Origin of the sequence: Maribacter sp. 1_2014MBL_MicDiv (assembly GCF_001865655.1) — a bacterium.
Lineage (GTDB): Bacteria > Bacteroidota > Bacteroidia > Flavobacteriales > Flavobacteriaceae > Maribacter > Maribacter dokdonensis.
The window spans coordinates 2,077,848-2,097,184 of record NZ_CP011318.1; the positions used below are offsets into that span (position 1 = coordinate 2,077,848).

General features: G+C 38.0%; 17 protein-coding genes. 8 read left to right on the forward strand and 9 right to left on the reverse strand.

The window, feature by feature from the left end:
- Positions 1 to 32 precede the first annotated feature (32 nt).
- Genes YQ22_RS08755 through YQ22_RS08775 form a run of 5 tightly spaced genes read right to left on the reverse strand, consistent with a single transcriptional unit; the run spans position 33 to position 6,861 of the window.
- Positions 33 to 422 carry a DUF2721 domain-containing protein gene (locus YQ22_RS08755; protein ID WP_058104488.1) on the reverse strand — a complete coding sequence of 130 codons (390 nt, stop codon included), beginning with the start codon at positions 420 to 422 and terminating at the stop codon, positions 33 to 35.
- A gap of 12 nt (positions 423 to 434) precedes the next feature.
- Complete coding sequence (locus YQ22_RS08760; protein ID WP_071340885.1) at positions 435 to 773, reverse strand: cupin domain-containing protein; 339 nt, start codon at positions 771 to 773, stop codon at positions 435 to 437.
- A gap of 4 nt (positions 774 to 777) precedes the next feature.
- Positions 778 to 3,624 (reverse strand): WD40/YVTN/BNR-like repeat-containing protein, encoded by a 2,847-nt coding sequence (locus YQ22_RS08765; protein ID WP_071340886.1) that lies wholly within the window; start codon positions 3,622 to 3,624, stop codon positions 778 to 780.
- A 37-nt stretch (positions 3,625 to 3,661) separates the two neighbouring features.
- A complete protein-coding gene (locus YQ22_RS08770) occupies positions 3,662 to 5,422 on the reverse strand; it encodes a M28 family peptidase (protein WP_071342549.1) in 1,761 nt (586 codons plus the stop codon).
- A complete protein-coding gene (locus YQ22_RS08775; RefSeq protein ID WP_071340887.1) occupies positions 5,410 to 6,861 on the reverse strand; it encodes a M20/M25/M40 family metallo-hydrolase in 1,452 nt (483 codons plus the stop codon). Before YQ22_RS08775 ends, YQ22_RS08770 begins: the two co-directional genes overlap by 13 nt.
- Before the next feature lie 147 nt (positions 6,862 to 7,008).
- Between YQ22_RS08775 and YQ22_RS08780 the strand changes: the two genes are divergently transcribed.
- Together YQ22_RS08780 and YQ22_RS08785 are read left to right on the forward strand one after the other, a co-directional pair.
- Complete coding sequence (locus tag YQ22_RS08780) at positions 7,009 to 8,301, forward strand: aminopeptidase P family protein (RefSeq protein WP_071340888.1); 1,293 nt, start codon at positions 7,009 to 7,011, stop codon at positions 8,299 to 8,301.
- Between the two features lie 9 nt (positions 8,302 to 8,310).
- Positions 8,311 to 9,081 carry an exodeoxyribonuclease III gene (locus YQ22_RS08785; RefSeq protein ID WP_071340889.1) on the forward strand — a complete coding sequence of 257 codons (771 nt, stop codon included), beginning with the start codon at positions 8,311 to 8,313 and terminating at the stop codon, positions 9,079 to 9,081.
- Positions 9,082 to 9,139: 58 nt separating this feature from the next.
- On the opposite strand, the gene YQ22_RS08790 is transcribed toward YQ22_RS08785, so the two are convergent.
- Both YQ22_RS08790 and brnQ read right to left on the reverse strand, forming a co-directional pair.
- Positions 9,140 to 9,760, reverse strand: coding sequence for a fasciclin domain-containing protein (locus tag YQ22_RS08790; protein WP_071340890.1), 621 nt, complete (start codon positions 9,758 to 9,760; stop codon positions 9,140 to 9,142).
- A 92-nt stretch (positions 9,761 to 9,852) separates the two neighbouring features.
- Positions 9,853 to 11,130: a branched-chain amino acid transport system II carrier protein gene (gene brnQ, locus YQ22_RS08795; RefSeq protein ID WP_071340891.1), complete on the reverse strand. Its 1,278-nt coding sequence runs from the start codon at positions 11,128 to 11,130 to the stop codon at positions 9,853 to 9,855.
- A 251-nt stretch (positions 11,131 to 11,381) separates the two neighbouring features.
- Between brnQ and YQ22_RS18925 the strand changes: the two genes are divergently transcribed.
- The gene (locus YQ22_RS18925; protein ID WP_074670994.1) at positions 11,382 to 11,603 is read left to right on the forward strand and encodes a hypothetical protein; all 222 of its coding nucleotides are present in this window, start codon (positions 11,382 to 11,384) and stop codon (positions 11,601 to 11,603) included.
- A 16-nt stretch (positions 11,604 to 11,619) separates the two neighbouring features.
- Here YQ22_RS18925 and thiL read toward each other — a convergent pair whose 3' ends face one another.
- Complete coding sequence (thiL, locus tag YQ22_RS08800; protein ID WP_071340892.1) at positions 11,620 to 12,663, reverse strand: thiamine-phosphate kinase; 1,044 nt, start codon at positions 12,661 to 12,663, stop codon at positions 11,620 to 11,622.
- Positions 12,664 to 12,761: 98 nt separating this feature from the next.
- On the reverse strand, positions 12,762 to 14,219 hold the full coding sequence (locus tag YQ22_RS08805) for a Gfo/Idh/MocA family protein (RefSeq protein ID WP_071340893.1): 1,458 nt from the start codon (positions 14,217 to 14,219) through the stop codon (positions 12,762 to 12,764).
- 127 nt (positions 14,220 to 14,346) lie between these two features.
- On the opposite strand from YQ22_RS08805, the gene YQ22_RS08810 reads away from it, so the two are divergent.
- The 5 genes from YQ22_RS08810 to sufB all read left to right on the forward strand — a co-directional run bounded on the left by YQ22_RS08810 (position 14,347) and on the right by sufB (position 19,285).
- Positions 14,347 to 15,594 (forward strand): choice-of-anchor B family protein, encoded by a 1,248-nt coding sequence (locus YQ22_RS08810; protein WP_071340894.1) that lies wholly within the window; start codon positions 14,347 to 14,349, stop codon positions 15,592 to 15,594.
- A complete protein-coding gene (locus YQ22_RS08815) occupies positions 15,594 to 16,940 on the forward strand; it encodes a hypothetical protein (protein WP_071340895.1) in 1,347 nt (448 codons plus the stop codon). Before YQ22_RS08810 ends, YQ22_RS08815 begins: the two co-directional genes overlap by 1 nt.
- A 123-nt stretch (positions 16,941 to 17,063) precedes the next feature.
- Positions 17,064 to 17,393, forward strand: coding sequence for a HesB/IscA family protein (locus YQ22_RS08820; protein WP_058104477.1), 330 nt, complete (start codon positions 17,064 to 17,066; stop codon positions 17,391 to 17,393).
- A gap of 41 nt (positions 17,394 to 17,434) precedes the next feature.
- Positions 17,435 to 17,800, forward strand: a complete 366-nt coding sequence (locus tag YQ22_RS08825; protein WP_071340896.1) for a four helix bundle protein — start codon at positions 17,435 to 17,437, stop codon at positions 17,798 to 17,800.
- 39 nt (positions 17,801 to 17,839) lie between these two features.
- The gene (gene sufB / locus YQ22_RS08830; protein WP_071340897.1) at positions 17,840 to 19,285 is read left to right on the forward strand and encodes a Fe-S cluster assembly protein SufB; all 1,446 of its coding nucleotides are present in this window, start codon (positions 17,840 to 17,842) and stop codon (positions 19,283 to 19,285) included.
- Positions 19,286 to 19,337 lie beyond the last annotated feature (52 nt).

A 19,337-nucleotide genomic window follows, 5' to 3' on the forward strand; every position in this document is an offset into this window, starting at 1 on the left:
TTGGTTTGGGGTTCTTTAAACAAGTAACTCCATTAGTTCTCCATATCCTTTAGCTGTATTTCTAGTGCTTTTGTCGATAGCTGCACCTCGATCAAGGATAAGACCAAAGACACCATTAGCGCAAATAAACTAATGCTAAATATCAAATTTGCCCAAAATGTAAGTTCTACATAAATAAGGGTCATTGTTATTACCGCCAATAAAAAGCTGAAGATCGCAGTGGCTTGCATGTTTTTTATAATGGTGAGTCGTTTACGTAATTTTTGAACTTGTAGGCCAACGGATTGCGATGCAGTTTCTTGATATTTTTGATGTAATTGGCGTATTAATGCGGCAATAGCCAAGTATCTTGCATTGTATGCCAACATTGTCAATGAAATGGCAGGGAAAAGTAGTGCCGGTATGCCTAAAGTGAGTTCCATAAATAATAATTCTTAATCCGTAGCTATTCCAAAATAAGTCCAAGTTACATTTTGGTCAAATGGGTTGTGTTGGCCATGTATTTCACCAGGGGTTATGGTAATGCATTTTCCAGGGCCAACCTCATAATCCTTTCCTGAAATAGTAAATACGGCTTTACCGGTCTGTATATGAAAAACTTCAAACATAGTATCATGTTTATGAAGTTCAACTTTTTGACCAGGCTTGAAAACAGCGGTACCGTACATCATTAATTGTGGTATTTCACCACGATTTATCAATGTCTTTTTCTTAATACTTGGGTCATGGCTAACACCTAGTTCCGGTAGCTCGTTCCAATCTACTATTTTCATTGTACTATTCTATATCAAAAGTTGTTTTTTCAACAGTTCCGTTTCCTTTGATTTCTATGGTATAGGTTCCTTTTGGTAGATAGGTGCTCCCATTATCAGCTTGTTTTAAAACGGTTTTGTGTTTTTTAAGGTAATTCATCTTGCCAATTTTAGAGAAAGCAACATCATAGGATAAAACATTTAAACCTTTGTCTGCAATAATTTCAGTTTCACTCACTACGATATCATCTGAAGATATTATTTTGGCTTCATACACATCATAACTATCAGAGTAGAAGGTGATGTCTAATCCTGGTGTTCTAGGTTTTGACCATGAGCTCCAAGAATTACCCCAACGTGAAGAATGTTTAATATTTTCTAGCGCATATACGTGCAGTGCTTTGTTCTGAACTTCTGAAGTCAAATTTTGAATCGCAGCGATATTTGCGGTATAAATACTTCTACCATGTGTACCCACCACTAAATGTTTAGCATCTTGTTGTATGACTAAATCATGAATGGCAACATAGGGCATTCCATTTTGGAAAGACTGCCATGTTGTTCCCCTATCCAATGAAACGTATAAGCCATTATTCGTACCAACAAATAAAAGGTTTTCATTTTCAGGGTCTTCTACTATAACATTCACGGCAGATGTAGGTATGTTATTAGAAATGTTTTTCCAAGTAGACCCTTTGTCATCACTTACAAAAACATAGGGAGTAAAGTCGTCTGAACGGTATCCGTTTAATGTAGCATATACTCTATTTTCGTTATGTTTTGAAGCAATGACCCTGCTTACCCATAAATTTTGAGGTAGGTTATTAGATACGGTTATCCAACTACCACCACCGTTATCAGTTCGTTGAATTAAACCATCATCACTACCGGTATATAACAATCCGAATTTATAGGTAGATTCAGAAATTGTGGTCAAGGTACCATAGGCTACATTACCTTGTTTTCCTCCTTGGGTCAGGTCAACTGAGATAGTTTCCCATGTGTCTCCTTTATTTAAGGAACGATGCATTTTATTACTGCCCATATATAAAATATCTTGGTTATGGGGAGAAAGTAAAATAGGAGTTTGCCAGTTGAAACGGTAAGGAGCCTCGCCTAGCTCATGTTTTGGTTGAATATAATTTCTTTGGTCTTTTTCTAAATCGATTCTAAAATAATTTCCGAATTGATATCCCGTGTAAACGATATTAGCGTTGCGATCGTCAATCTCTACTTGCATACCGTCTCCGCCTAAAATGGATTTCCAAGGGTATTGCCCTGTTTGCTGCCATTCGCTGTTTTCCTCTGCATTGTGTGGTCCCATCCAAACTCCGTTATCTTGTAATCCGCCATATATGTTATATGGTTTTTCATTATCTACGGCAATGGCATAAAATTGACCAACTGTGGGAGAGTTGTTCTTAAACCAATTTTTACCGTCATCGTAGCTCGTGTTAACTCCGCCATCATTCCCGTTAATGAGATGACCGGGTAATTTTGGATTGATCCATAATGCATGGTGATCTGCATGAACGTTGTCACCATTTATTGACGTATATGTTTTGCCGCCATCTTTAGAAGCTATAATGGGTACACCGGCTAAGTAAATGGCATCAACATTATTAGGATCAACAGTAACTTGGGCAAAATAATACCCGTAGCTATAAAAAAGGTCGTCTATATAGTCTTCGTTTTGTTTTGACCAAGTTTTACCGCCATCATTACTTCGGTAGACTTCTGCACCAATAACCGGCGTATCGAACAACATACTGTTGGCATCTTCTAAATATAACGCCAAGTCTGCCGGTTGTACGGCATTACTACGTACCATTTGCTTGACATTGGCAGCTCTATATTTTTCGTGAAAATTATTGGTTTTCAGAAATTCGTTCAGCTCTTTGTCGTTCAGGGCCAAGAACTGTTCTTTGGAGAGCGATTTAAAATCATCTTTTGTTAAGCCCGACTGTTTCTCCTTTTTTTCTTTGGATTTTTCTCTTCTAAATTGATTGTCATGAACGGCATAAAGAATGTTGTCATCAAAAACGGCCAAGCCAATTCTACCAACTCCTTCTCCCGTAGGAAAGCCACTTGAGGGTGTTGAAATTTTTGTCCAAGTGGTGCCGGCATCTGTACTTTTGTAAATGCCAGAACCTTCTCCGCTACCGCTAAAATTCCATGCTTTTCTATCTTTTTGCCAAGCTGCTGCGTATTGTATCTGATAATTATTAGGGGAAACCGCAACATCGATGATGCCTGTATTGTTATCAATGAACAAAGTTTTTTTCCAAGTTTTACCGCCATCTGAGGTTTTGTAAATGCCGCGTTCTTCGTTAGGAGAATATAAATGACCGGTAACGCCTACGGTTACTTCATTTGCATTATCAGGATTTACTATAATGCGCCCAATATGGTGCGAATCTGATAAGCCCATATGTTGCCAGGTTTTACCCTTATCGGTAGACTTTAAAATTCCGATACCGGCGTATGATGAACGCGATGAGTTATTTTCTCCCGTGCCTGCCCAAATGGTTCCGCTTTGCCAATGAACCGCAATGTCACCAAGATTCTGGGTTTGGGTTTCATCCATTACCGGAGTAAAGGTGTTGCCGTTATTGTTGGTGTACCACAATCCACCAGAAGCGTATGCTACGTAATATTCTGTTGGGTTGTTGTCGTTGACCGCTAAATCTACTACACGACCACTCATTACAGAAGGACCTATATTTTTTAATGGAATATTTTTGACCAGTGAATTGGTATCCATAGCCTGTTTGGCAATCAATGATTCATCTATTTTTTCAGATGTAGTTGGTTGAACCTGTGCCGATACTATAGAAATACCGATTAGTAATAGGAAATAAAACTGTTTCATTATAATGTTTTTGATACTGCAAATGGTAAGTTACTGATTAGTTTTTAGAGCTGGTTTTCAATTTCTTGATCAATTCTTGTGATTTTAACGATACCCTTGATTGTGATTCTTTAATGGCATCTTTAATATCGCCATTTGATTTTGAAACAACATCGCTAGTGGTTGAGATGGCTTTAACGTACCAATCTTCCCAAGCCTCTAGAATAGCCTTTTCATTCTCAATGGCGTTGCCATTTTTAATAGCGTTTACACTTAATTGAAATTCGGTCTGTAAACGATCTATGGCTTTTTGTTCCAATAAGGATATTTGTTCTAAGGCAAATGCCGTAGATGAATTTACTAGGGTGAGTCCGCTCACTAGTGCCGCAGTACCCACATTTTTCATGGTTTCTTGTGAAACCTTGTCTATACGGTCGTTATCGGTATGGTAAAATTGGTCTGTAAAATGCCAAAGTAAAAGTCCGGGAATATCAGCTTGTAAAAACGGAGTGTGATCACTGCCACCTTCAAACGGGTTGGTTTCTACCACCCAATTCGCAAATTCGCCCTGTTTTTTAAAGGTCGATGTTATAAAATCATTTAAATAGTGTGGTTTCATGTCTTCTAAATTTAAAACATCACCGCCCCATTCACTATGTTTATCATTACCACGAGTCCAAATAGCACTGGGGTCTGGCATTTTTTCAATCAAGAAAGTGCCGCCTGTTATTGCAGTATTTTCGCCTACCATATCAAGACTAATTCCCCATTTAATTCCTTTTGCACGCTCTGGATTTTCTTGAATATACCGGTTGGTAGAAACAATTTCGTCGCCCCATAAAAAAGTCATGGTTCTTTTAAATGCTATTTTATTTTCGCCGAATAATTTGGCTGCGGTTTTAGCCATTTCTAATTGCGTGCCAACACCCGTTGCGTTGTCATTTGCGCCGGGTTCTTGAACATGCGCGCTGTACACTAATCGTTGGTTTGGCAATTCATTTCCTTTAATATCTGCAACAATGGTTAGTTCTTCGGATGGATATCTTTTGGTTTCTATCTTTGCTAGAACTTCAGTAGCACCTGTTTTAAGTTGCGCTATTAATTTTTCTTTTGCCTCATATGACAGGGCAATGCCCCAAAAATCACTATCAGATGGTGAAGGAAGACTTCTAAATTGAATTGAAGTGGTATTTTTCTCTGGTTGTAAATACCCTGGGTTGTCATAGGTGAGAATTCCTATTGCCCCGTTTTTCACTGCGGTTTTGTACAACTTTCGAGCACTCATTTCTGCAAAAACTACTTTGCCTTTCATGGAGACGGACTCCAATTCTTCAACAGATGTTACCCATACAACTTCTGCCTTAATACCTTCTTTTGAGGTAGAAGCCGAATTTAAATAAGTCATGTTTCTATTGGTTTGTGAAAGTAGCAAGGGCATTTCTTGACCTACAATTTGCAGTGATGCTGAAACAGGTTCCCAAGTTTGGCGGCTCATTGCTCGCTTTTCAATACGGTAGGTAAAACGGTCACCAGTTTTTGCTTCCTCTTCTAATACATAACCTGCTGCTTTTAGACTATCTGCAATAAGGTGAATTGTTTTATTAAAACCGGTGTTGCCCACAACACGCCAATAATCTTCTACAAAATCTGTAGTTTCATACGCAAGCTGACCCGTGAATTCTGGTCGAACAAGCTCAAAATAATCTACTGGTTTTTCTTCAGGCTGCTGAGAGCATCCTGCTAAAAAAGAAAGGCAGAGTAATGCGGGTACAATGCCCTGCCTTAATAATATTCTTTTGATGGAGATTACTCTTCCCATTTCCATTCGTTGCCAATGATCAATTTCTCTTTTAAATCATTCTTGATCATGAATTCTTTAGTGGTTTCACTATCCATTTTTGTTGCTGGTAAAGTATCGGCATTTGCCAGAGCATATAACATCATTGTGCCAAAACGTGCCGTATTTTTCATATGGTCTTCATTCACCAAATGAAAATCGTCACAATCAGAATGGTAACAGCCATAGATAGAACGGTCTAAATTACTATGAACCGATAAAATGGGCACACCTTCAAGCATAAATGGTTGGTGATCGCTATGTAGCCCAGATCTGTTGGAGAACTTGTTTTGATAAATAGTGTCCTGTTTTTGAATGGCAGCACCTAAATCTTTAAAAAACTGTTCATTATCTAATTTACCGCCAGCATTCATACCTATTGGGTTACCAGACATATCTAGGTTCATCATATATTTAATGTTTTCAATGGTATTGTTCTCAACAGCTTGTTCTACCAAATATTTAGAACCTAGTAAACCTTGTTCCTCTCCCATGAACATTACAAACTTCACGGTTCTTTTTGGTTGTAGATTATTAGCCTTGAATGCCCTTGCAATGTCAAGCACCGCAAATGAACCAATACCGTTATCTATGGCACCGGTAGCCAGATCCCAAGAATCTAAATGACCACCAATGACAATTTCTTCTTGAGGTATTTCTGTACCTGGTAATGTTGCAACTACGTTTCTTGCCTTAATCATATCGCTTGTATTGGTCATGTCAATTTTGGCGGTAGCTTTTTTGGTCTTCAACGTTTCTTTTAATGCCATGCCATCTTCCTTGCCAATACATACCGCAGGTATTGGAATCAACTCTCCGGTGACCGAAGCGGTACCTGTAAGTAAAGCGCCATTATCCACTTGGTTAATGATTATAATGCCAATAGCACCATATTTTATGGCTAAAGCCGTTTTCTCGCTACGGTGTAAATTGCTTAACCCTTCTTCGCTACCTGGTAGAATATTAATATATACCAAAGCTATTTTTCCTTTTACGGCATCTGGCTTGGCAGCGTAGTCTGTATCTAGTCCATTGCCCATGTCTACAATTTCACCGGTAACGTGTGCCTCTACAGGTGCATGACCTAAGGTCACTACCTTAACATCATCCTCGTTGATGGTTAAAGAAACTTCGCCTCTTGCCCATGCCTCAACTTCAAAAGTTTGGTAAACAACATCTTCAAAACCATATTCCTTGAATTTGTTGTAGGTGTATTCTTCTGCCTGTGCACCGTTGGTTGATCCTGTTAACCTATGACCTATAGTTTCGGTAGCTTCCTTTAACGTGCTATAGCCTTTGGAATTTTGTTTTATTTCGGTATCAATACGGGCAAAAAGGTCAGATTGTGTTTCTTCTTTCGGCGTTTCTGAACATGCCTGTAGGCATAGTGCACCTAAGATGAGGTAAGCAATTTTTCTCATGAGTTGTCTTTGTTTGGTTTAGGTATACAAGTTAGCCATTTTGTAGCTAAGAAGTTGTGCTAACATTCTTGTAAATTTTATAATTCCATGCCCTATTTTTTAAGGAAACAACACATAATGCGTAATTTTATATCAAAATATAAATTCATGAAATACGATCAAATACCTAACTCCCTATTTATAAAGAACCGTAAGAAGTTTATGGACCGCATGCAACCTAAAAGTATTGCAGTTTTTAACTCTAACGATATTTACCCGATAGGAGCCGATAGTGTTTTGCCTTTTGAGCAACATAGAGATATATTTTACCTATCTGGTGCTAATCAAGAAGAAACGATACTGGTGTTGTTTCCCGATGCTGTAAATAAAAAACATCGCGAAGTTTTGTTTGTTCGTGAAACCAATGAGCATATTGCCATTTGGGAAGGTGAAAAATTGACAAAAGAAAAGGCTACGGAAGTGTCTGGTATAGAAACCATTTGTTGGTTGCAAGATTTTGATAAAATCTTCTTCGATCTAATGACCGAAGCCGAGACTATTTATTTTAATACAAACGAGCATTACAGGCAGGCGGTAGAAACGCAGACCAGAGAAGATCGGTTTATTGAAAAATGTAAGCGTGAATACCCTGCTCATCGCGTAGCAAAGAGTAATCCTATTTTGCAGGAAATTAGAGGAGTAAAAGAACCTGAGGAAATTGATATTATGCAAACGGCATGTAATATCACTGAAAAGGGATTTCGAAGACTACTAAGTTTTGTGAAACCAGGGGTAATGGAGTATGAAATTGAGGCTGAGTTGCTGCATGAGTTCATAAGAAACAAATCTAAAGGTTTTGCTTATCCGCCAATTATTGCATCTGGTAATAATGCTAATGTTTTACATTACCTGGAGAATAATAAGCCATGTAATGCAGGTGACTTAATTTTGATGGATACTGCTGCGGAATATGCCAATTATTCTAGTGATCTTACTAGAACTATACCTGTAAGCGGAAAATTTACCAAACGCCAAAAAGAGGTGTACAATGCTGTTTTACGTGTAAAAGACGATGCTACCAAAATGTTGGTACCGGGTACGCTTTGGGCAGAATATCACAAGGAATGTGGTAAAATAATGACCTCAGAACTTTTAGGTCTTGGTTTGTTGGATAAAGCCGATGTACAAAATGAAAATCCCGAATGGCCTGCATACAAGAAATACTTCATGCACGGTACAAGTCACCATATTGGTTTGAATACGCATGATTATGGGGCTTTGAAAACACCAATGAAAGCCAATATGGTATTTACAGTAGAGCCGGGTATTTATATACCTGCGGAAAATATGGGTATTCGTTTAGAAGATGATGTGGTTATTCAAGAAAAAGGAGAACCTTTTAACTTAATGGCGAATATTCCGATTAAGGCAGATGAGATAGAGGAATTAATGAACAACTAAATAGCAAGCATGAAATTAGTATCGTGGAACGTTAATGGAATTAGGGCTTCGGTTAAAAAGGGATTTGAGGATATTGTAAAGGAATTTGATGCTGATGTGTTTTGCGTTCAAGAAACCAAAGCGCAAGATGATCAGGTTGCCGAAGCATTGAAAGAAATTACAGATTATGAACTGTTTAGTAATAGTGCCGAAAGAAAAGGATATTCTGGTACCGGAATTCTTTCTAAACAGAAACCCGTGGCGTTCAACAAGAATATGGGGGTAGAAATTCATGATTTAGAAGGAAGGATTACCCATTCTGAATTTGAACACTTTCATTTGGTGAACGTCTATATTCCAAATAGCGGTAGTGGACTAAAAAGATTGGATTACCGTGCCGGATGGGATAAAGATTTTACCAATTACTTAAAAGAGCTTTCAAAATCAAAGCCGTTGATCATTACAGGTGATTTTAACGTGGCACATACTGAGAACGATTTAGCGAACCCTAAAAGTAATTACAACAAAACTTCTGGATTTACCCAAGTGGAGATAGATGGGTTTGACCATATGTTGAAAGAGGTCAATTTAGTTGATAGTTTTAGAAAACTACACCCTACTACGTTCAATAAATATACTTTTTGGAGTGCACGTGGTGGTGCAAGGGGTAGAAACGTGGGCTGGCGTTTAGACTACTTTTTGGTAAGTGAATCTATTTGGGACAAAGTAAAGTCCGCCGAAATTCATGATCAGATTATGGGCAGTGATCATTGCCCTATTAGTTTAGAAATAGATTTTTAAAAAAAGGAACGGCCCATTAAAAATGGGCCGTTCCTATAAATTGGGCGAATATTAATTCTTACATACCTGGTAAAACCACGGCATCAATAACATGAATTATTCCATTTGATTGGTTTACATCTGCAATTGTCACAGTAGATATATTACCCGCGGCATCTTTTAATTGAACCTTCTTTCCTTTTAGCATTGCGGTTAAAGTGCCACCGTTTACTGTAGTTAATTCAGCTTTTCCGTTACCATCTTTAATCATCTTCATTAAATCCATAGCGCTGACTTTTCCAGCAACTACATGGTATGTTAAAATCGATTGTAATTTCGCTTTGTTTTCAGTCATTAACAAGGTCTCAACAGTCCCTTTTGGTAATTTCTCAAATGCTTCATTTGTAGGAGCAAAAACTGTAAATGGACCTTCACCTTTTAAAGTTTCTACTAATTCTGCTGCTTTTACTGCTGCAACTAGAGTTGTGTGGTCTTTTGAGTTCACTGCATTTTCAATGATGTTTTTATTAGGGTACATTTCAGCGCCACCGACCATTTTGGTCTCCATCATCATTTTTTCCTTTTTCATCATTTTCTTGTCCTTCTTCATTTCCATAGCACCATCTTGAGCGAAGGATGAAGTAGTAAGTCCTAAAGTTAAGGCAAGAGTGGCAAGTTTAATCGTATTTGAAATTTTCATAATCTAATTTTTTAGTATACCTCACTTACGGAAAACAAATGGCGAAGGTTTGGTTTTTGGGTATGAATTAGATGTAATAAGTTTTCAGTAATTTATTTTTTGTTGGCGTTTATATAAATATTGAAAATTACGAACACAATCAAAGCTGGCAAGACCCAGCCTAAACTATACTGCTGAAGCGGAATCCACGAAAACGTATTTGCTTCAGGTGTTAATGCTCCAATACTTCCCAAGAAATCAGGAATACTAAATAGTATGGTGGCTATGGTTACCGCTCTAAATACCAAAGACGATGCATATTTATCTGGCACTACATTCAAAACAATGAGTATAATGGTAATGGGATAAATGAACATTAAAGAGGGTATGGCTACGGCAATAATATAAGCTACATTGAACTGGCCAACAAGAACACCTAATACACTACCAATAATAGCCATAATGGTATATGCCGATTTTGACTCATTAAATCTTGATGCTACAAAATCTGCCGTACCGGTTACGATACCTACTGCGGTGGTAAAACATGCTAAACCTACCAGTATACTTAAGAACAAATTACCAATGTTACCTAAACTCTGTTTTGCTAAACCGGATAATATTTCGGTTCTGGTCGTTTCTGCATTAAAAACAGCATGAGACAAGGCTCCAGAAAGAATAAGACCCATATAAATTAAAAACAAGGCCAAACCGGCAAACCAGGCAGCATTTCTAATTAATGTTTTTTTTTCGTCATAGGTTGCATCAACATACTTTAGGTTAATGGATATGATGATTACCCCACCAACAACTACAGCGCCAATAGCATCGAATGTTTGGTAGCCTTCCAGTATTCCGTTGGCAAACGGACTGGCAATCATAGTGCTTCCAAAATCAAAGGGGAAAGAGAAAATCGTTATTCCTATTACCAAAAGAAGAATTAAAATGATAGCCGGCGTCAATATCTTGCCCAGTATATTCAATATTTTAGAACGGTTAAGCGCAAACAATAACACCAAAGCAAAATAGATGCTGCTGGTATACCAAGAAGATATATCCCAAAATGGCTGAATGGCCATTTCATGCGTTACAGATGCTGTTCTAGGGCTTGGGAGTGCTATGGCAATAGTGTATATGAAAAATGCATATACTAAGCTGAAAATAGGTGAGACTTTATTGCCAAAGTCTATAAGGGAACCTTGTAATTTTGCATGAGCCAAAATTCCGAGAACGGGAATGGCCACGGCAGAGAGTCCAAAACCGATAGTAACTACCAGCCATTGATTTCCAGAATTAAACCCTAATAGGGGAGGTAAAATAAGGTTGCCCGCTCCAAAAAAAAGAGAGAATAGAGCAAAGGCGGTTACAAGGGTTTCCTTCTTTTTAAACATAGGTACAAATTAAGTGAAAGATTATTAAATAACAGGTAAGCCAAGCTTTTTCATTTTTTGAAACCGCAAAAAAAAGAGCATTGACAACAGCATAGGTGAAACTCACAACAATTAGTGGTTCAGTCCTTTAATATACTGTACTTTAACAAAAGGAAAATAAGCGTATGCTAATTTCCTTGAGTTTCAACCTAATATATTAACCGCATTTTCTCGATCACCCAAATCGGAATTCTTGCAATAAAACCTACAGCATGAAAAAAATATTCTGCAGCATCTTTGGCCATCACTATTCCATTTCTAAGAAAGTGACATCTCACATTAAGGAGTACAAATGTATTCATTGTCAAAAAGAAGTAACCACAGACGTAAGTGGCAACCTGTCTATATTGACACCTGAATTACAAGATATCAATAGAACATTAGAACATATTTACCAAAGAAGACATACGGCTACGCAACAACAGGTAGCATAGTCATAATAGGTATTTATTAGTCAAATGAATTCCAACCCTGCGCGGTTAACGGAATCTTCGTATTATTCCTAGAAATTAAGTAAGCCCCTTCGTCTTTTCCCGTGGTATGCCCTATGACGGTAAGGTTAGGATTGCCTTTAATTTTTGGGAATTCTTTTTGGTCAATAGTGAACAATAGCTCATAGTCTTCGCCACCGCTTAACGCTACAAGGGTACTGTCTATCTTGAATTCTTCACATGCAGATATTACGGTAGGGTCTAAAGGAATTTTGTCTTCGTACAAGTCAATTCCCAATCCGCTACTTTTACTCAAATGAAGAATTTCTGAGGATAGACCGTCGCTAATATCTATCATTGATGTAGGATGAACTTCCAATTGTTTTAATAACTCAGGTATGTCCTTTCTTGCTTCAGGCTTCAACTGTCGCTCTACGATATAAGAATAAGGTTCTAAATCGGGTTGACTATTTGGGTTTACTTTAAAAACCTCTTTTTCCCTTTCCAGAACTTGTAAGCCCATATATGCCGCACCCAAATCACCGGATACAACCAATAAATCGTTTGGTTGTGCACCGGATCGGTAAGCAATATCTTCTTCATTGGCAATACCTATGGCCGTAACACTGATCATTAAACCTGTTTTGGAAGAGGTAGTGTCACCACCCACTAAATCAACATTATATGTTTTGCATGCCGTAGCTACGCCAGCATATAATTCTTCAAGAGCTTCTAGCGGAAATCTATTAGAGACTGCAATAGAAATGGTTACTTGTGTAGCCGTAGCGTTCATGGCATAAATATCGGATAGGTTTACCATGATAGATTTATACCCTAAATGCTTCAATGGCATATAGGCAAGATCAAAATGAACGCCTTCAATTAAAAGATCGGTACTTATTACAGTCTTTTTATCCTTGAAATCTAAAACTGTGGCATCGTCACCAATTCCTTTGAGTGTAGATGCTTGTTTTATTTCAAAACCCTTGGTAAGGTGTTCAATGAGCCCAAATTCGCCCAATTTCTCCAACGATGTTCTTTCTTGTTCTTTATCTTCTAGCATGTTGCAAAAATAAGAAGTAAAATAAGATGTATGGCATAAAAAAGACCGAAGCTGAAAAGCATCGGTCTTAGTACTGAAATTATAAAGTTGTTGAGTGCTTATCCTAAAGAATAACCATCTCTATAGGTGCGTTTTACGTATTTATTTGCGGGTTCAAAATTAGTGATTTTCATATTTGCGGCATCCCATTGTAAGCGTTTTCTACCGTGGTATTGTTTGCCACCGCCCCAAAAGCTTTGGTTCTCTACCGTAGGGTCTACTTCAAAATAAGATTTTAATGCCAAGTTACCAATTAGGATACTTTCTGTAAATGGTCCGGCATAATCAAAGGATGAACTGGTCTCTGCATTACCGTAACCGGCCATACAAGCGTTTACCCATTGTAAGTAGTGCCCTTCTGGTACACGAGCAATGGTTTGTTCAACTTCAAACTGTTCGTTTAGGCTCAGTGGAAGTAAACGCGGATTTGCACCATAACAATCTGCCATTAACTTTCCTTTAGTACCTATGAACAATACACCACCATCCCAGTTTCCTAAAGCTTCATCATCGCCTAATTCTTCTGGTCTTTCAGGTAGCAGTCCGCCATCCATCCAAGTTACTTTTATTTTTCCTTTGCCATCCGTTCTTGGGTAGCTTAAATGTATTTTACTGGAATTCGGGAAACTTTTAGGGTAATCTTTATATTGGAAATTGCCACTGAAGGAGTCGGATACACTACACTCTACGGTATCTGGATATAAAATCGGAAGAATTCTATATACCGGATCCATAATATGGCAGGCCATATCACCTAGTGCACCTGTTCCAAAATCTGACCAACCTCTCCAATCAAATGGTAGGTAGGCATTGTTATAATCTCGCATTTGAGCGGTGCCTAACCAAAGATCCCAGTTTAGACCTTTAGGAACACGATCTTTTTTAGTTGGTGTTTGTAATGCCTGTGGCCAAATTGCTCTGTTGGTCCAACATTTTACGGTATGTACCTCACCTATAATTCCGGTATCATAAATTTCTTTCATGGTACGTACACCGTCGCCAGAACCACCTTGGTTACCCATTTGAGTAACAACTTTGAATTTTTTGGCAGCCTCTGTTAACATTCTTGCTTCCCAAATATCATGGGTCAAAGGTTTTTGTACATACACGTGTTTGCCCATTGACATTGCCTGGTAAGCTGCAACGGCGTGGTTGTGATCGGGGGTAGAAACAGAAACGGCATCAATGTTTTTACCTTCTTTATCTAGCATTTCCCTAAAATCATGGTAATAACTGGCTTTTGGGAAGTTTTCTCTAGAAGTAACCGCTTGTCTATCATCTACATCACAAAGCGAAACAATGTTAACGTTAGGGCTCTCGGCAAACGATGCAATATCGCTTTGCCCTTTACCTCCTGCGCCAATACCTGCAATGTTAAGTTTGTCGCTCGGAGCAATAAAGCCCGTTCCTCCAAGTACATGTCTTGGTACGATCATAAAACCGGCTGCCGCCATACCGGTATTCTTCATAAATTTTCGGCGGGTGTTCTTTTTGTCGTTGATTTTGTTGTTTGACATAAGTTGTTGTTGTTTGATTCGGTAATGAAGATAATCGATTTCTTTTGAAATTTAAATGGTTAACGGATTTAATACATTCTGTATGAATGCATTTAGTATCTTTAAGTGTTGACTATAAATTGATTGCATGAAAAAGGTGATTTGGTTTTTAACATTTTCTTTGCTTTTTAGCTGTTCTTCAGATGATAGCGCCAATTTAGAGCTAGACGATGAGGTAGAAAATGAAACGCCTTCCAACATACCTAACGAAATAGGAAGTGTACCATGCAATAATGGAATGGCAGGCATTTACCCTTGTAATGGCTATGATTTGGTAGCGCATATTTCTTTGGACGATTTTTCTGCTAGCGAGGCTAATGATATATGGGGGTGGACCGATGCCGAAACAGGTAAGGAGTATGCCATAATGGGCTTGGATAATGGTACGGTATTTATAGATATTTCCGATGCTGAAAACCCCATGTACTTAGGAAAACTACCAACAGCTACAACTGCCAGTTCCTGGAGAGATGTAAAAGTGTATGAAGATTTTGCTTATGTGGTCTCAGAGGCTAATGGTCATGGTGTTCAGGTGTTTGATTTAAAGCGGTTGCGAAATGTTGTTGGCCCTCCCCAAGAATTTACGGCGGACGGGCATTATACCGGACTTGGAAATGCACATAACATTGTAATAAATGAAACCTCTGGTTTTGCCTATCCGGTCGGTACTGATAGGGATGATGAGTTTAACGGCGGAGTGCATTTTCTTGATCTACAAAATCCTATTGTTCCTGTACTTGCAGGTGGTTGGGGTTTGAATGGATATACGCATGATGCCCAGGTGATTACATATAATGGACCTGATGCTGATTATCAAGGGGCGGAAATATTTGTGGGCGCTAATGAAGACTTAGTGGTAGTTGTGGATATATCGGACAAGAGTGCACCGGTAACCTTGGCCACATTGCCATATCCTAATATTGGCTATACACACCAAGGTTGGTTTACGGAAGATCAGCGTTTTTTTATTCTAGGTGATGAATTGGATGAGGTGAGACAAGGTTTTAAAACACGTACGCTAATTTTTGATATGGCAGATTTAGAGAATCCCGTGTTGCATCACACGTATTTAGGTCCTACGAATGCCATAGATCATAATGGTTATGTATTGCAATATGAGTTTTTCTTAGCCAATTATACTGCCGGTGTGCGAATTTTGGATATTTCTGAAATTGAGAATAGTGTGGTTGTTGAAACAGGGTATTTTGATACCTACCCTGAAAATGATAATACGCAGTTTTCAGGTGTTTGGAGTGTTTATCCTTATTTTGAAAGTGCCAATATTGTTGTAAGTGATATCAATAGCGGTTTCTTTATTATTAAAAAATCGAACTGATGATAAGACGGATTCTTTTGTTCTTGGTGCTGTGTGTTGTTTTTTCTTGTGCAAAAGAAGATGCAGAAGTTGCTTTTAACGGGCTAGAATCTGAATTTGTAGGGGAGTTGGTTTGGGTCAAAAATTTTGGCGGTAGTGGAAACGAAAGTGCTCAGGCAATTATTGGAACAAACGATGGCGGTTTTGCCGTTTTAGGATATACAGGTAGTATTGATGGTGATATTGCTGCAAAGTTTGAGGAAGAAAATGATTATTGGTTTTTAAAATTTGATGCCAACGGAGTTTTACAATGGAACAAAACTTATGGCGGTAGTATGGACGATATCGGTCAGAGTTTGGTTCAAACTACAGATGGTGGTTATGCGCTAACGGGTTATGCCATGAGTAGTGATGGTGATGCTACCAATAATCAAGGTTTTCATGACAACTGGATTTTAAAATTAGATGCACAAGGTGTTTTGGAATGGGAGAGCAGCTATGGCTTTTCTGGACATGATCATTCATACGATATTCTTGAGGCGTCACAAGGTGGGTACTTTTTTACGGGTTTTTTAGATATTACCTCGGCCAGGGCCGACGGCAATACTGAAAAAGGAAACGGTCTTACCAGCCATGGTGTGGGTGAATTTTGGGGAACCAAAATAGATGAAAATGGAAGTATTCAGTGGCGAGGTTATTTTGGTGGAACAAACAATGACCGTGCTCACAGCGTGGTTCAGAGTAATGATGGCGGTTTTGTAATGGCCGGTTTTACTGAAAGTGATGATTACGATGTTAGCAGCACCAATGGTAGTTATGAGTTCTGGGTAGTTAAAGTAGATGTATTTGGCAATCTGCTTTGGGAGCATTCATTTGGGGGCGATGGTATTGAGGTTGCATATGATATAGCAAAAACCTTAGATGATGGTTATGTTGTGGTAGGAAATACATTTAGTAACAATGGAGATGTATTGGTCAATCATGGAGGGTCTGATGTGTGGATGATTAAAATTGATGCCGAAGGTAACCTTATATGGGAGCAGACCTATGGCGGATCGGAGTTTGATCTGGCACAAGCTGTTGTGCAGAGTAAAGATGGCGGTTTCTACATTACCGGTAATTCAAAAAGTGATGATAAGGACAGTTCGTTTAATTATGGTGAGAATGATATTTGGCTGGTGAAAACCAACAGTGTAGGAGAATTGGTCTGGGAGAAATCCTATGGTGGGTCGGGACTGGATTTTGCATATGATCTCATTGAAAATGAGGACGGAAGTGTAATGGTGGTGGGAGAAACGGCAAGTACTGATTTTAATACCTTGACCTCTAAAGGAAATAAAGAACTTGTACTTCTAAAAATTAAATAACCTTCAACAGTTGATCATAGGATTTCTCTATTGACTTATACGTTATAATAATGTAAGGTTCTATGGTAAAAACCTACTTATAACGTATATTTGTAAACTATTTTTAGATTAAATCGAGATATTATGATTCAAGTATCAGAAACGGCTAAACAGAAAGTCATCAGCCTCATGACAGAAGAGGGTTTTGATGCTTCTAAAGATTTTGTGCGTGTTGGTGTTAAGAGTGGCGGGTGTAGTGGATTATCTTACGAGTTAAACTTCGATAATAAGAAAGATGAAGCAGATAAAGTGTTCGAAGACAATAATGTACGAATTATCGTAGATAAAAAAAGCTTTTTATATTTAGTAGGAACTGTGCTGGAATACTCAGGTGGTCTAAACGGAAAAGGATTTGTTTTTAACAACCCTAACGCACAAAGAACCTGTGGTTGTGGCGAAAGTTTTTCATTATAAATAAAGTAAAAAGAGAAAAAAGGAAATAAGTAAAGGTGGTTATGTATAGTTCTTTTGAAGATTTAGAAGTATACAAATTACCGATAACGTTTACAGGGAATATCTATAGATTGCTAGAAAGGCAGCCTCTGAAAAATGATTTTGCAATGGTTGATCAATTAAGAAGAGCAACAATTTCAATTTCAAATAATATTTCCGAAGGTTTTGAGCGAGAAACGGATAAGGAATTGATTAGGTTCCTATATTTTGCGAAAGGATCTTCAGGAGAAGTGAGAAATCTTTTCAATGTAATGGAGGAAATAGGATATTTTGATAAAAGGGAATTAATAGAGTATAGAGCGCAAATTGTGGTAATTTCAAAGCAGCTAGCAAACTATATTAAATATGTTAAGAAGAGATGTAGTTAGTTTTAACTCGTTAACTTTTAACTTATTAACTATAAATATATGGCATATACAGAAGAAGAATTAAAGAAAGAACTGGAAACCAAAGAATACGAGTATGGTTTCTATACAGATATTGAATCCGAAACGTTTCCCAATGGTTTAAACGAAGAGATCGTTATTGCTATTTCTAAGAAAAAAGGAGAGCCGGAATGGATGACGCTTTGGAGATTAGAGGCTTTTAAGTACTGGAAAGAAATGGAAGAGCCAGAATGGTCTAATGTACATTATCAAAAACCAGATTTTCAAGCGATATCTTACTACTCTGCCCCAAAGAAAGCAGATCCGAACAAAACTTTAGATGATGTTGATCCAGAGTTATTGGAGATGTACAAAAAGTTGGGAATATCTGTGGACGAGCAAAAGAAACTTCAAAACGTTGCGGTAGATATTGTAATGGATTCTGTATCCGTAGCAACTACATTTAAGAAGACTTTGGCGGAAAAAGGTATTATTTTCTGTTCCATTTCTGAAGCTATTAAAGATCACCCAGAATTGGTGAAAAAGTATATTGGTTCTGTAGTTCCAAAAAGAGATAATTTTTACGCAGCCTTAAATTCTGCGGTTTTCTCTGATGGTAGTTTCTGTTACATTCCAAAAGGTGTTCGTTGCCCAATGGAGCTTTCTACTTATTTTAGAATAAATCAAGCAGGTACAGGTCAGTTTGAGCGTACCTTAGTTATTGCCGATGAAGATAGTTACGTAAGTTACCTTGAAGGTTGTACTGCACCTTCTAGAGATGAAAACCAATTACATGCAGCCGTTGTAGAGCTTATTGCTTTAGATGGTGCGGAAATTAAATACTCAACGGTACAAAACTGGTTCCCTGGAGGAAAAGATGGTAAAGGCGGAGTATTCAATTTTGTTACCAAAAGAGCATTGGTGGAAAAGAACGCCAAAGTTTCTTGGACTCAGGTAGAGACAGGATCTGCCGTTACCTGGAAATACCCTTCTTGTATCTTAAAAGGAGATAACTCCATAGGGGAATTCTATTCTATTGCAGTAACAAACAATTACCAACAAGCAGATACGGGAACTAAAATGGTTCATATTGGTAAGAACACCAAGAGTACTATTATTTCTAAAGGTATTTCTGCAGGTAAATCCCAAAATAGTTACCGAGGACTGGTACAGGTGAACAGCCGTGCAGAAGGTGCACGTAATTTCTCTCAATGCGATTCTTTGTTGATGGGTAACGAGTGTGGTGCACATACCTTCCCGTACATTGAGGCAAAGAACAAAAGCGCCATGATAGAGCACGAGGCTACAACAAGTAAAATTGGTGAAGATCAAATTTTCTATTGTAACCAAAGAGGTATAGATACTGAAAAGGCAATTGCATTGATCGTAAACGGTTTCAGCAAAGAAGTATTAAACAAACTACCTATGGAATTTGCTGTAGAAGCCCAAAAACTATTGGAAATTAGTTTAGAAGGTTCTGTAGGATAAGAAAAGTCAATATTAAAAAAAAGCCATAGGCACCAGAATATTTAAAGTAACA